Origin of the sequence: Streptomyces sp. NPDC020422, assembly GCF_044386705.1 — a bacterium.
Classification (GTDB): domain Bacteria; phylum Actinomycetota; class Actinomycetes; order Streptomycetales; family Streptomycetaceae; genus Streptomyces.
The window spans coordinates 327,775-339,479 of the sequence record NZ_JBIRVJ010000009.1 but is presented as its reverse complement, the minus strand read 5'-3'; the positions used below and the strand labels follow the sequence as shown (position 1 = coordinate 339,479).

At 72.1% G+C, this 11,705-nt stretch carries 11 protein-coding genes; 4 read left to right on the top strand and 7 right to left on the bottom strand.

All coding sequences use genetic code 11. The features are described from left to right. Positions 1–432 carry a DUF948 domain-containing protein gene (locus ACH414_RS25695; RefSeq protein WP_386568570.1) on the bottom strand — a complete coding sequence of 144 codons (432 nt, stop codon included), beginning with the start codon at positions 430–432 and terminating at the stop codon, positions 1–3. Positions 433–618: 186 nt separating this feature from the next. Between ACH414_RS25695 and ACH414_RS25690 the strand changes: the two genes are divergently transcribed. Further along, complete coding sequence (locus ACH414_RS25690; RefSeq protein WP_398943486.1) at positions 619–2,799, top strand: ATP-binding protein; 2,181 nt, start codon at positions 619–621, stop codon at positions 2,797–2,799. 34 nt (positions 2,800–2,833) lie between these two features. Here ACH414_RS25690 and rpsD read toward each other — a convergent pair whose 3' ends face one another. After that, entirely contained in the window at positions 2,834–3,448 is a 615-nt protein-coding gene (rpsD, locus tag ACH414_RS25685; RefSeq protein ID WP_046907488.1) for a 30S ribosomal protein S4, read from the bottom strand. A 206-nt stretch (positions 3,449–3,654) separates the two neighbouring features. On the opposite strand from rpsD, the gene ACH414_RS25680 reads away from it, so the two are divergent. Next, a complete protein-coding gene (locus ACH414_RS25680; protein ID WP_386568696.1) occupies positions 3,655–4,350 on the top strand; it encodes a DUF2470 domain-containing protein in 696 nt (231 codons plus the stop codon). A 7-nt stretch (positions 4,351–4,357) separates the two neighbouring features. Here ACH414_RS25680 and ACH414_RS25675 read toward each other — a convergent pair whose 3' ends face one another. The 5 genes from ACH414_RS25675 to ACH414_RS25655 all read right to left on the bottom strand — a co-directional run bounded on the left by ACH414_RS25675 (position 4,358) and on the right by ACH414_RS25655 (position 9,291). Then, on the bottom strand, positions 4,358–5,044 hold the full coding sequence (locus ACH414_RS25675; RefSeq protein WP_391769960.1) for an HNH endonuclease family protein: 687 nt from the start codon (positions 5,042–5,044) through the stop codon (positions 4,358–4,360). A gap of 19 nt (positions 5,045–5,063) precedes the next feature. After that, positions 5,064–6,419: a replication-associated recombination protein A gene (locus ACH414_RS25670; RefSeq protein WP_382548573.1), complete on the bottom strand. Its 1,356-nt coding sequence runs from the start codon at positions 6,417–6,419 to the stop codon at positions 5,064–5,066. 42 nt (positions 6,420–6,461) lie between these two features. After that, complete coding sequence (locus ACH414_RS25665) at positions 6,462–7,088, bottom strand: vitamin K epoxide reductase family protein (RefSeq protein ID WP_382548437.1); 627 nt, start codon at positions 7,086–7,088, stop codon at positions 6,462–6,464. Between the two features lie 222 nt (positions 7,089–7,310). Further along, entirely contained in the window at positions 7,311–8,573 is a 1,263-nt protein-coding gene (gene hisS, locus ACH414_RS25660) for a histidine--tRNA ligase (protein ID WP_391769959.1), read from the bottom strand. A gap of 10 nt (positions 8,574–8,583) precedes the next feature. Beyond that, positions 8,584–9,291 carry an MBL fold metallo-hydrolase gene (locus ACH414_RS25655; RefSeq protein ID WP_382548440.1) on the bottom strand — a complete coding sequence of 236 codons (708 nt, stop codon included), beginning with the start codon at positions 9,289–9,291 and terminating at the stop codon, positions 8,584–8,586. A gap of 153 nt (positions 9,292–9,444) precedes the next feature. Between ACH414_RS25655 and ACH414_RS25650 the strand changes: the two genes are divergently transcribed. Both ACH414_RS25650 and ACH414_RS25645 read left to right on the top strand, forming a co-directional pair. Next, entirely contained in the window at positions 9,445–10,233 is a 789-nt protein-coding gene (locus tag ACH414_RS25650; protein ID WP_382548442.1) for a peptidylprolyl isomerase, read from the top strand. A 210-nt stretch (positions 10,234–10,443) separates the two neighbouring features. Then, entirely contained in the window at positions 10,444–11,673 is a 1,230-nt protein-coding gene (locus tag ACH414_RS25645) for a DUF349 domain-containing protein (RefSeq protein WP_382548444.1), read from the top strand. Positions 11,674–11,705: the final 32 nt, after the last annotated feature.

The window sequence follows — 11,705 nt, the reverse complement described above, 5'->3', positions numbered from 1 at the left end:
TCAGCCCTTCTGCTTCCGGCGCCTCGCGGAGGGCACGGTGCGACCGACGATCACAGTACGCGGGTCGGGCGCCGACGGCGCGTCCTGCCGGCCCCTGCCGAGCGCCCTGCGCACCCCGTAGCCGAAGGCCGCGACCTTCACCAGCGGGCCGCCGAAGGTGGAGGCGACGGTGGTGGAGAGCGCGGAGGCGTTGGAGGTGACCTCCTGGACGTCCGAGGCGATGGCGTCCACCCGGTCGAGCTGGGTCTGCGCGGAGCGCACGGTCGCGGACGCGTCGGCAAGCAGCGGGACGGCCTGTTCGGTCACGTCCGCCACGAGTTTGGTGGTGGCCTTGAGCGTCTGCGCCAGCCTCACCAGCACCACGGCGAGGAAGGAGACCAGGATCGCCCAGAAGACGGCCACCAGGATCCCGGCTACCTCGCCACCGGTCACTCTGCACCGCTCTCTGCTGTCGCTCTGTCGTCAGGGGCCCCGACGGGGCGTCGGACCCTTTGTTTACCAGTCCTCCGACCCTATCGCGCCGGAGCTCTCCCGCATGACCGCATTACCGCCTGTGGGAGGGGAGTTACGGGTATCCGATTGTACGGAGCGCGCGCGGATGAGTACGCTCCGTGTCCCATGCGACGGAGCAATCTCCCTGCGGAGCTCAACCGGTTCGTCGGACGGGCCGCGGAACAGGACGAACTGGCCCGGCTCCTTGAGGAGTTCCGCCTGGTCACGGTCGTCGGGGTGGGCGGGGTCGGCAAGACCCGGCTCGCCCTGCGCGTCGCGGCGGGCCTGCAGAAACGCTACGCCGACGGCGTCCGGCTCGCCGAACTGGCCGCCCTGCGCGACCCGGAGCTGGTGGCCCACGCCCTGGTCGAGGCGCTCGGCCTGACCGACCACACCCTGCGCGGCCCGCGCGAGGTGCTGACCGAACACCTCGCACAGCTCCGGCTGCTGCTGGTGGTGGACGGCTTCGAGCACCTGGTCGAGGAGTGCGCCGAGCTGCTGCGGGAGCTGCTGCGCGGCTGCCCCGGGCTCACGGTCCTGGCGGTGGGCCGGCGCCCGCTGCGGGTGGACGGGGAGGCCGTGCTCACCCTCGCGCCGATGGACGAGGACGACGCGGTGGCGCTGCTCACCGAGCGGGCCGCGGAGACGGCGGGGCGCCTCGGCGAGCCGGGGCCGGTGCGGGAGCTGTGCCGCCGCCTGGACGGGATCCCGCTGGCGCTGGAGCTGGCGGCCGGACGGCTGCCGCTGCTGTCGGTGGAGCAGGTGCTGCAGCGGCTCGACGACCGTTTCCGGCTGCTCGGCGGCGGGCGGCGCGGGGCGCTCCCGCGGCACCAGACGCTGCGCACGGCGATCGGCTGGAGCCATGAGCTGTGCACTCCCCAGGAGCGGCTGCTCTGGGCGCGGCTGTCGGTCTTCGCGGGCCCCTTCGACCTGGAGGCGGTGGAGTACGTCTGCGCCGGCCCGGAGCTGCCGGCGGACCGGGTGCTCGACGTGCTCGGGGAGCTGCTGGCGCAGTCGCTCGTGGCGCGGGAGGAGTCGGCGGCGGGGCCCCGCTACCGGATGCTGGACACGGTGGCCGCGTACGGCGCGCAGTGGCTGGCGGCGCTGGGCGACACGGAGCGGATGCGGCGCCGGCACCGGGACTGGTACATGGGGCTCGCCACCTGGTGCGAGCTGGAGTGGTTCAGCCCCCGGCAGGCGGCGGTGGCCGCGGTCACGGACACGGCGCTGCCGAATCTGCGGGCGGCACTCGAACTGTGCCTGGAGTCGCCGGAGGAGACGGCGCTGGCCCAGCACCTGGCGGGCACGCTCTGGTTCTACTGGGCGGGGTGCGGGCGCCTGTCGGAGGGGCGGCACTGGCTGGACCGGGCGCTGGGCGCCGCGGATTCCGCCCCGGTCGCGGAGCACGAGGACGCCCGGCTGAAGGCGCTGTGGGTGCTGGGCTACGTGGCGATCCTGCAGGGCGACCCGACGGCGGCGGTGGCGGCGCTGCACGAGTGCGGGGAGCGGGCGCGGGCCACGGGCAACGCGGTGGCGGAGGCGTACGCGACGCACCGGATGGGGTGTCTGGCGCTGCTCTCGGACGACATGCCGCGGGCCGAGGAGCTGATCGGCCGGGCCCTGGACTCCTACCGGGAGCTCGGCGAGCTGAACAGCAATGTGCTCATGGGCCAGGTCGAGCTGGCGTTGGCGCGGGCGTTCCAGGGCGATCTGGAGGGCGCGGTCGCCGAGTGCGCGCAGGTGCGGGAGGTCTGCGAGGACCGGGGCGAGCGGTGGACCCGGGCGTACGCGCTGTACGTGCTGGCCTATGCCGCGCTGACCGAGGGGGATCACGGGGCGGCGCGGGAGCTGCTCGCCGAGTGCATCACCATCAACCACACCTTCCACGATCTGGTGGGTCTGGTGCTCGCGATCGAGCTGCTCGCGCTGGTGACGGCGGCCGAGGGGGACGCGGCGGAGGCGGCGGTGCTCCAGGGCGCGGCGATGCGGGTGTGGGACTCGGTGGGACTGCCGTTGTTCGGCTCCGGCTATTTCAAGGGCCCGCGGGCGCTGTGCGAGCAGCGGACGGGCGAGGAGCTCGGCGGCGAGGGTTATGAGAACGCGTACCGCGAGGGGCAGGCCCTGTCGCTGGACGCGATGGTGGAGCGGGCGCTCGCCGGGAGTCGGGATCCGGCCATGCGTGCGGGCGCGGGCGGACCGAGCGCGCCGCGGCCGTTCCGTACCTCGCGGAGCGCGCGGACCCCGGTCCCCGACACGCGGAAGCCCGCCGGCTCCCCCACCGGAAAGGGCGGGGAAGCGGCGGGCTGAACACCGCGGGGGTGGTACTGCGCCGGTGCTGAAATCAGCGGGCGTAGTACTCGACGACCAGCTGCTCGTCGCAGATGACCGGGATTTCCTTGCGGTTCGGGTCGCGGTCGAGGCGGAAGGCCAGGGCCTTCAGGTTGACCTGCAGGTAGCGCGGGGTCTCACCGTCGGCGGCGAAGCCACCCTCACGGGCGACCTCGAACAGCGGCTTGGTGCGGCTGCGCTCGCGGACCATCACGACGTCGTCGGGACGGACGCGGAACGACGGCTTGTCGACCTTGGTGCCGTTGACCTGGATGTGGCCGTGGACGACCATCTGACGGGCCTGGTAGATGGTGCGGGCGATGCCCGAACGCAGGACCAGGGCGTCGAGGCGACGCTCGAGCTCGACGACCAGCGCCTCGCCCGTCTTGCCCTCGGCCTTCTTCGCGCGGTCGTAGGCGCGGGCCATCTGGCGCTCGCTGATGTCGTACTGGGCGCGCAGACGCTGCTTCTCGAGCAGACGGACCTTGTAGTCCGAGTTCTGCTTGCGGCCACGGCCGTGCTCGCCCGGCGGGTAGGGGCGGGCCTCGAAGTACTTGACGGCCTTCGGCGTCAGCGCGATGCCGAGCGCGCGGCTCTTCTTGACCTTGGGACGCGACTGGTTAGGCACGTTCTCCAGACCTCCGTTGTAGGTTAGGTTAGGCTCACCTTACTTAAGGAGATCGCATGTCTCGCCCGGGGAACACCACACGCATCACGGACGGCAGCACAAAGACCGATGCTCCTGGATCCACGGAAGCCGTGGATGGCATCGATGCGACGGAGGTCCGATCAGCTCATGGTCAGCCGCGTCCAAACGGGCTTGATATCGCACGGATGCCGTCAGCAGCCGAGCGCACACGAACTCTCGTACAGAGTACATGCTCCGCGGTGCTGCTGATTCCCGGGGCCTGCGGGCACCGCCCCGAGCTGCTCGCCCCCGAGGCGCGCGCGGTCGGTCCCGACGGCGAGGTCTTCCTGCTCTACCCGGCGGACGCGCCCCCGGTGCGGGCCGCCACCCACGCCCAGGACGACGAGCTGCCGGTCGTGCTCGAGCTCACGGACGTGGCACCCGTCTCGGTCCCCCACCGTATCCGGGGCCGGGCCTGGATCTCCGGCTGGCTCACCCCGGTGCCCGGCATCGCCGAGCCCGGCAGGATGATGCTGCGCCTGGAGGTCGGTGCGGCGAGCGTGGACGACCTGTGGGGCCCCGGCGAGGTCGACCCGGACGAGTTCGCCGCGGCCGGGCCCGATCCCCTGCGGATCCACGAGACCGAACTCCTCCAGCACCTGGCCGCCGCGCACGGCGACCGGCTGCGCGAGCTGACCTCGCTGCTCGGCGCCCACTCCGCCGCCCTGGTCCCCACCCGTGACGTCGCGCCGCTCGCCCTCGACCGCTTCGGGCTGCGGGTCCGCTTCAGCGCGGGGCCCGAGGCCTGCTTCGACGCGCGCTTCGACTTCCCCCGGCCGGTGCGGGACGTCTCCGGGCTGCGCCGCGAGATGCACCGCCTCTTCGAGGCCGCCCGCTCCTGAGCCCCCGCTACCCGCAGGTCCCCAGCAGCTCCTCCACCGCCCGCTTCTCCGGCGGGGAGACGGTCAGACCGTACTTCGCCTTGATGCCGGTCCACCGCCGGCCGTACTCGCACCAGTACTCCCGGCGCGGCGGCTTCCACCGGTCGGGCGTCTTCGCGCTCTTGTCGTGGTTGGTCTGCTTGTCGGTGGCGAGCAGCACGTCCAGGTCGTTGGCGTACGCCAGCCGCCGCTCGTCCGTCCAGGCCCAGGCACCCGCACGCCAGGCCGCGGCGAGGGCGACCACGTGGTCCGTCTGGATCTGCGAAGCCCTGCGGTACGCGTACGGCAGCCGCTTGCCGGTGTACGGGTCGTCGAGGACCCCCGAGAGGACCACGCACGCGTTGCGGTCCCCCGTGCGCAGCTCGACCAGGTCCCGCCGCAGCACGTCGTCACGGGTGTCGCAGCCGTTGCGGCCGCCGGGGGCGTCGGTGTCGTCGGACCAGGTGCGGCCGAACCGCACCCGCTCGTAGGTCTGCCACTGCTCGCCCCACGCGACCCGGAGCCGCGCCAGCTGGGCACGCGCCTCGGCGGCCGAGGGCGGGAAGCCGGCCGATCCCACCGCCGGCACGGGCCTCGGCGCGGCCTGCCCGGCGCACGAGGCGCAAGCGGTGAGCGCGACGCCGACGAGCACGAGGGCGGGGACCGTACGGATCATGGACCGAGCGTAGAAGCGCTCAGCTCCCCTCGCCCTTCAGGCGCTCGCGCACCTTCTCCACGACGTCCGCGTAACGGGCTTCCGCTCCGTACCGGGTCGGTTCGTAGTAGTGCTTGCCGTGGACCTGGTCCGGGGCGTACTGCTGGGAGGCGATGGCGCCCGGGACGTCGTGCGGGTAGACGTACCCCTGGGCGTGGCCCAGCTTCGCCGCGCCCTTGTAGTGGCCGTCGCGCAGATGGGGCGGGACCGGGCCCGCGAGGCCGTTGCGGACGTCGGCCTGGGCCGCGAAGATCGCGTTCGTCGCCGCGTTCGACTTCGGGGCGAGGGCCAGGGCGATGGTGGCGTGGCTCAGGGTCAGCGCCGCCTCGGGGAAACCGATCATCGCCACGGCCTGGGCCGCGGCCACCGCGAGGGGCAGCGCGTTCGGATCGGCGAGGCCGATGTCCTCGCTCGCCGAGATCATCAGCCGCCGGGCGATGAACCGCGGGTCCTCCCCCGCCTCGATCATCCGCGCCAGGTAGTGCAGCGCCGCGTCCACGTCCGAGCCGCGGATCGACTTGATGAGGGCGCTGGCCACGTCGTAGTGCTGGTCGCCGTCCCGGTCGTACTTCACGGCGGCCCGGTCGACGGTCTCCTCGACCGTCTCCAGGCTGATCTGCGCCTCCTGCTTGGCGAGCGCCGCGCCCGCCGCCGCCTCCAGCGCGGTCAGCGCGCGCCGGGCGTCGCCGCCGGCGATCCGCAGCAGATGGGCCTCGGCGTCCTCGGACAGGGTCACGGCCCCGCCGAGTCCGCGCTCCTCCTCGAGGGCCCGGTGCAGCAGCCCGCTCAGGTCCTCGTCGGTCAGCGGCTCCAGGGTGAGCAGCAGGGAACGGGAGAGCAGCGGGGAGATCACCGAGAAGTACGGGTTCTCCGTGGTGGCGGCGATGAGCGTCACCCAGCGGTTCTCCACGGCCGGCAGGAGGGAGTCCTGCTGGGCCTTGGAGAAGCGGTGGATCTCGTCGAGGAAGAGGACGGTCTCCTTGCCGTAGCCCCCGACGGCACGCCGGGCGCCGTCGATCACCGCGCGGACCTCCTTGACGCCCGCGGTGATGGCGGAGAGCTCCACGAACCGCTTGTTGGTGGCCTTGGAGACCACGTAGGCCAGGGTCGTCTTCCCGATGCCGGGCGGGCCCCACAGGATCACCGAGGAGGCGCCCGCGGGGCCGCCGCCCCCGTCGCCGACCAGGCGGCGCAGCGGCGAGCCCGGCTTGAGCAGATGGCGCTGGCCCACGACCTCGTCGAGGGTGCGCGGGCGCATCCGGACGGCCAGCGGGCTGCTGGCCGGGTCCTTCTCCTGGCGTTCTTCGGCGGCTGCGGTAAAGAGGTCGGGCTCCACGGTCATGAAGCCTAGGTCACCGCACTGACAGTGCGGTCGCCGTCAGCTGGTCCAGAAGTCCCACCAGCGGGTCAGGATCAGCATGCCGATGATCCCGATGTGCAGCACCGGCAGAACCCAGGTGAACTCGTCGAAGAAGGTGCGCAGGCCGCGCGGGGCGGGGATCGCGCCCTGGCGCACGTTGTGCGAGGTCGTGTACCAGAACATGACGATGGTGGCGACCCAGGCCAGGCAGCACCACAGGCAGAGCGAGTTGATCTCGTACAGCGACTGGTACATCAGCCAGGTGCAGAAGCCGACGCCGAACAGCATCCCCGCGTTGAGTCCGAGCCAGTACCAGCGCCGGTAGCGGGCGCCGGCCAGCAGGCCCACGCCGATCGCGACCACCATGCCGTACGTGACCAGGCCGAGCATCGGGTTGGGGAAGCCGAAGACCGAGGCCTGCTCGCTCTTCATGATGTTGCCGCAGGAGACGATCGGGTTCAGGCTGCAGCCCGGGGTGAAGCCCGGGTCCTCCAGCAGCTTGAACTTGTCGATCGTGATGACCCAGGCGGCGAGCAGCCCGGCGGCGCCCGTGATCACCAGGAGCCAGGCGAAGGCGCGGCTGGCGCCGATGGCGCGGGAGTCCTCCCGCACGGCGGACTCGTGGGCGGCCGCTGCTTTCGTCATGTCGCTCTACTCGCTCTTCTCGCGCGCTGGGCTCGTTCGGCTGACCGGGCACGGTCATTGTGCCGCACAGGGTGCCACGGGCCGCGTTCGCGGCGGGTAAGGGGCCCTCCGCCGGGCCCGCCCCGACCGGGGCCCCGGCCTCCCCCGCGCGGGTGCCGGGAGCGCGAGAGGGGCCCGGCCGCGGCTGACGCGGACCGGGCCCCTCTCCCGTACGACGGACGATCAGGCCAGCTTGGCCTGCACCGCGGCGACCAGCTGGTCGAGGGCGACGGGGCCCTGCTCGCCGGACTCCATGTCCTTGAGCTGGACGACGCCCTCGGCGAGGTCGCGCTCGCCGGCGACGATCGCGAGGCGGGCGCCGGAGCGGTTGGCGTCCTTCATGGACCCCTTGAGGCCCTTGCCGCCGAAGGAGAAGTCGGCGGCGACCCCGGCCTTGCGCAGCTCGGTGATCTTGCCGAAGAGGACCCGGCGGGCCTCCTCGCCCAGGGCCACCGCGAAGACGCTGGTGGGGGCGGGCAGGTCGAGCTCCACGCCCTCCGCCTCCAGCGCGAGGACGGTGCGGTCCACGCCGAGCGCCCAGCCCACGGAGGGCAGCGCGGGGCCGCCGATCATCTCGGACAGGCCGTCGTAGCGCCCGCCGCCGCCGACCGCCGACTGCGAGCCGAGACCGTCGTGGACGAACTCGAAGGTGGTGCGGGTGTAGTAGTCCAGGCCGCGCACCAGCTTGGGGTCGTCCTCGAAGACCACGCCCGCCGCGGTGATCAGCGCGCGCACCTCCTCGTGGTACGCCTTGCAGGCGTCGCACAGGTAGTCGCGCAGCAGCGGGGCGTCGACCAGCTGCTTCTGGACGTCGGCCCGCTTGTCGTCCAGGACCCGCAGCGGGTTGATCTCGGCGCGGCGCAGGGTCTCCTCGTCCAGGTCGAGGCCGCGCAGGAAGGTCTGCAGGGCCTCGCGGTAGACGGGGCGGCACTCCTGGTCGCCGAGCGAGTTGAGCAGGATGCGGAAGTCGCGCAGGCCGAGCGAGCGGTAGGCCTGGTCGGCCAGGATGATCAGCTCGGCGTCGAGCGCCGGGTCCTCGGCACCGATCGCCTCGGCGCCCACCTGGGAGAAGTGGCGGTAGCGGCCCTTCTGCGGGCGCTCGTAGCGGTAGTACGAGCCGGAGTACCAGAGCTTGACGGGCAGGTTGCCCTGCTTGTGCAGGCTGGCCTCCAGGGCCGCGCGCAGCACGGAGGCGGTGCCCTCGGGGCGCAGGGCGAGCTTGTCGCCGCCCTTGGTCTCGAAGGCGTACATCTCCTTGGTGACGATGTCGGTGGACTCGCCGACACCGCGGGCGAAGAGGTTGACGTCCTCGAAGCCGGGGGTCTCGACGTAGCCGTAGCCGGCCGTGCGCAGCGGGCCGGAGATGGCCTCGCGGACGGCGAGGTACTTCGCCGAGTACGGCGGGATCAGGTCGTACGTGCCCTTGGGGGCCTTGAAGGTGCTCACGTGGGTCTCGTCACATTCCTCGTCGGGGAGCGTCGAAGCTCCCGAGGCCGGCCGCCACCTGCCGCAGATAGGGGTTGGTGGCGCGCTCCTGGCCGATGGTCGTCTGGGGACCGTGCCCCGACAGCACCACGGTCGAGTTGTCGAGCGGCAGGCACACGCGGGCCAGCGATCCGAGCATCTCGTCCATGTCACCGCCGGGCAGGTCGGTGCGTCCGATGGAGCCGGCGAAGAGCAGGTCCCCGGAGAAGAACACGGAGGGCACCTCCGTGGTCTCGGGGGTCCTGAAGGTCACCGACCCCTTGGTATGACCGGGCGCGTGCGCGACGGAGAAGTCCAGTCCGGCGAGCTTCAGCTCGGCGCCGTCGGTGAGCTCGTGCACGTCGTCCGGCTCGCCCACGGTCAGCTCGCCCATGAGCGGCATCCCGATGGAGCGGCCGAGGGCCTTCTCCGGGTCGCTCATCATGTACCGGTCGGCGGGGTGGATCCACGCGGGTACGTCATGGGCGCCGCAGACCGGGACGACGGAGGCGACGTGGTCGATGTGGCCATGGGTGAGGACCACGGCGACGGGCTTGAGCCGATGCTTCTTCAGCGTCTCCTCGACTCCCTGGGCGGCCTGGTGGCCCGGGTCGATGATGACGCACTCCTCGCCTGCGGCGGGGGCGACCAGATAGCAGTTGGTGCCCCAGGCCCCGGCGGGGAACCCGGCAATCAGCACGATCGTCCTTATTTGTCGTCCGGCAGAAGGCTGCGGCACACGGCAAAGCAGCGGGTCAAAGCCTACCGGCGCTGCGTATTCCACAGCCAACCCGTATACGGTACGGGCACATCCGGCCAGTACTGAACAGACGATCGACAAGGAGCGGACCCGGTGGTCACCAGCGATCAGCGGCGGCGGCAGCTCGCCCGAGAGAAGTACCTGCGGCAGCAGCAGCGGCGCGCGGAGTCACGCCGCAAGTCGCGCCGCAACAGCGTCATCGCCGCCTCGCTCGCGGTGGTGCTCGCCGCGGGCGGTGCGGTGTACCTCTCGGTCGCGCTGACCGGCGACGACAAGAAGGCATCGGACAACGCGGCGACCGAGCCCTCGAACACGCCGAGCCCGGAGAAGAGCGCGTCCTCGCAGCCCGAGCCCGCGATGTCCATCGACAAGAAGGCCTCGTACACGATGGCCCTGAAGACCAACCAGGGCGACATCACGATCACGATGGACGCGGCCAAGGCCCCGCACACCGTGAACTCCTTCAAGCACCTCGCCGACAAGAAGTACTTCGACGGCACCAAGTGCCACCGCCTCACCACCTCGGGCATCTTCGTGCTCCAGTGCGGCGACCCGAAGGGCGACGGCACGGGCGGCCCGGGCTACGTCATCCCGGACGAGAACCTGGGCGGCCTCGGCAAGGCCGGGGCGGACGGCTCCGTCACGTACCCGAAGGGCACGGTCGCGATGGCCAACGCCGGCGCGAACACCGGCGGCAGCCAGTTCTTCCTCGTCTACAAGGACACCAAGCTGCCGCCGAGCTACACCCCGTTCGGCACCTTCGACGCGGCCGGCCTCAAGGTCGTCGAGGACGTCGCGAAGGCCGGTGTGCAGGGCGGCGCGGGCGACGGTGCGCCGCAGAAGGGCGTCACCATCGAGAAGGCCGTCGTCAGCAAGAAGTGACGCGACGGCGGCCCGGCGGCCGCACCCACGCGTGACCGTGGAATTTCGGTCGTGCTGAGTGCGGACAGCCGGGCCGCCGTTCGCCTAGATTGGCGTTGTACAGCGCCGGCCGTCGGCCGCGCTGGGGAGGGCGGGCGAGGCCCGCCGGGAATCCGTGGAAGATGCCGAGGGGGCAGGGCCCCCGCGACGGCATCATGGTGAGGAGGCGCTGTGAGCAGCGACCCGTGGGGCCGCGTCGACGAGACGGGCACCGTGTACGTGCGTACGGCCGAGGGCGAGCAGGTCGTCGGATCGTGGCAGGCCGGCACCCCCGAGGAGGCGCTGGCCTACTTCGAGCGCAAGTACGAGGGCCTGGTGGTCGAGATCGGCCTCCTCGAGAAGCGGGTGAGGACCACCGACCTCTCGGCGAAGGACGCCACGGCGGCGATCGAGCACATCCGCCAGCAGGTCCGGGAGCACCACGCGGTGGGCGACCTGGCCGCGCTGTCGGCCCGGCTCGACAAGCTGACCGAGGCGGTCGAGTCCCGCCGCGAGGAGCGCAAGGTCCAGAAGGCCAAGCAGGCCGACGAGGCGCGCTCCGCGAAGGAGGCCCTGGTCACCGAGGCCGAGGAGCTGGCCCAGAGCGAGCAGTGGCGCGCCGCGGGCGAGCGGCTGCGGGCCCTCGTGGACACCTGGAAGGGCCTGCCGCGTCTCGACCGCAAGTCGGACGACGAGCTGTGGCACCGCTTCTCGCACGCCCGCTCGGCGTTCTCCAAGCGTCGCAAGGCCCACTTCGCCGCGCTCGACGCGCAGCGCGAGGACGCCCGCAAGGCCAAGGAGAAGCTGGTCGCCGAGGCCGAGGCGCTGTCGAACTCCACCGACTGGGGCACGACGGCCGCCCGCTACCGCGAGCTGATGGCGGACTGGAAGGCGGCGGGCCGGGCCCAGCGCGAGCACGAGGACGAGCTGTGGAACCGCTTCCGCGGTGCCCAGGACGTGTTCTTCGCGGCCCGCGGCGAGGTCTTCGCCGAGCGTGATGCGGAGCAGACGGAGAACCTCAAGCTCAAGGAGGAGCTCGCCGTCGAGGCAGAGAAGCTGGTGCCGGTGTCGGACCTGAAGGCGGCCCGCGCGGCCTTCCGCTCCATCAACGAGCGCTGGGAGGCCATCGGCCACGTGCCGCGTGATGCCCGCCCGAAGGTCGAGGGCCGGATGCACGCGGTGGAGCGGGCGATCCAGGAGGCCGAGGAGGCCGAGTGGCGCCGGACCAACCCGGAGGCGCGGGCCCGCGCCGCGGGTCTGACCGGCCAGCTCCAGGACGCGGTCGACAAGCTGCAGAAGCAGATCGACGCGGCCCGTGCCGCCGGCAACGACGCCAAGGCCGACAAGCTCGCCCGCGAGCTCGAGGGCCGTCAGGCGCTGCTCGACCAGGCCCTGAAGGGTCTGCAGGAGTTCGGCGGCTGACGCTCGTGTGAGAGCGGTACGGGAAGGGCCCC

Bases quoted from the DNA above. Each gene is read 5' to 3' on its own strand.
- ACH414_RS25690 (WP_398943486.1), top strand. From the start codon at position 619: ATGCGACGGAGCAATCTCCCTGCGGAGCTCAACCGGTTCGTCGGACGG.
- ACH414_RS25680 (WP_386568696.1), top strand. From the start codon at position 3,655: ATGCCGTCAGCAGCCGAGCGCACACGAACTCTCGTACAGAGTACATGC.
- ACH414_RS25675 (WP_391769960.1), bottom strand. From the start codon at position 5,044: ATGATCCGTACGGTCCCCGCCCTCGTGCTCGTCGGCGTCGCGCTCACC.
- ACH414_RS25665 (WP_382548437.1), bottom strand. From the start codon at position 7,088: ATGACGAAAGCAGCGGCCGCCCACGAGTCCGCCGTGCGGGAGGACTCC.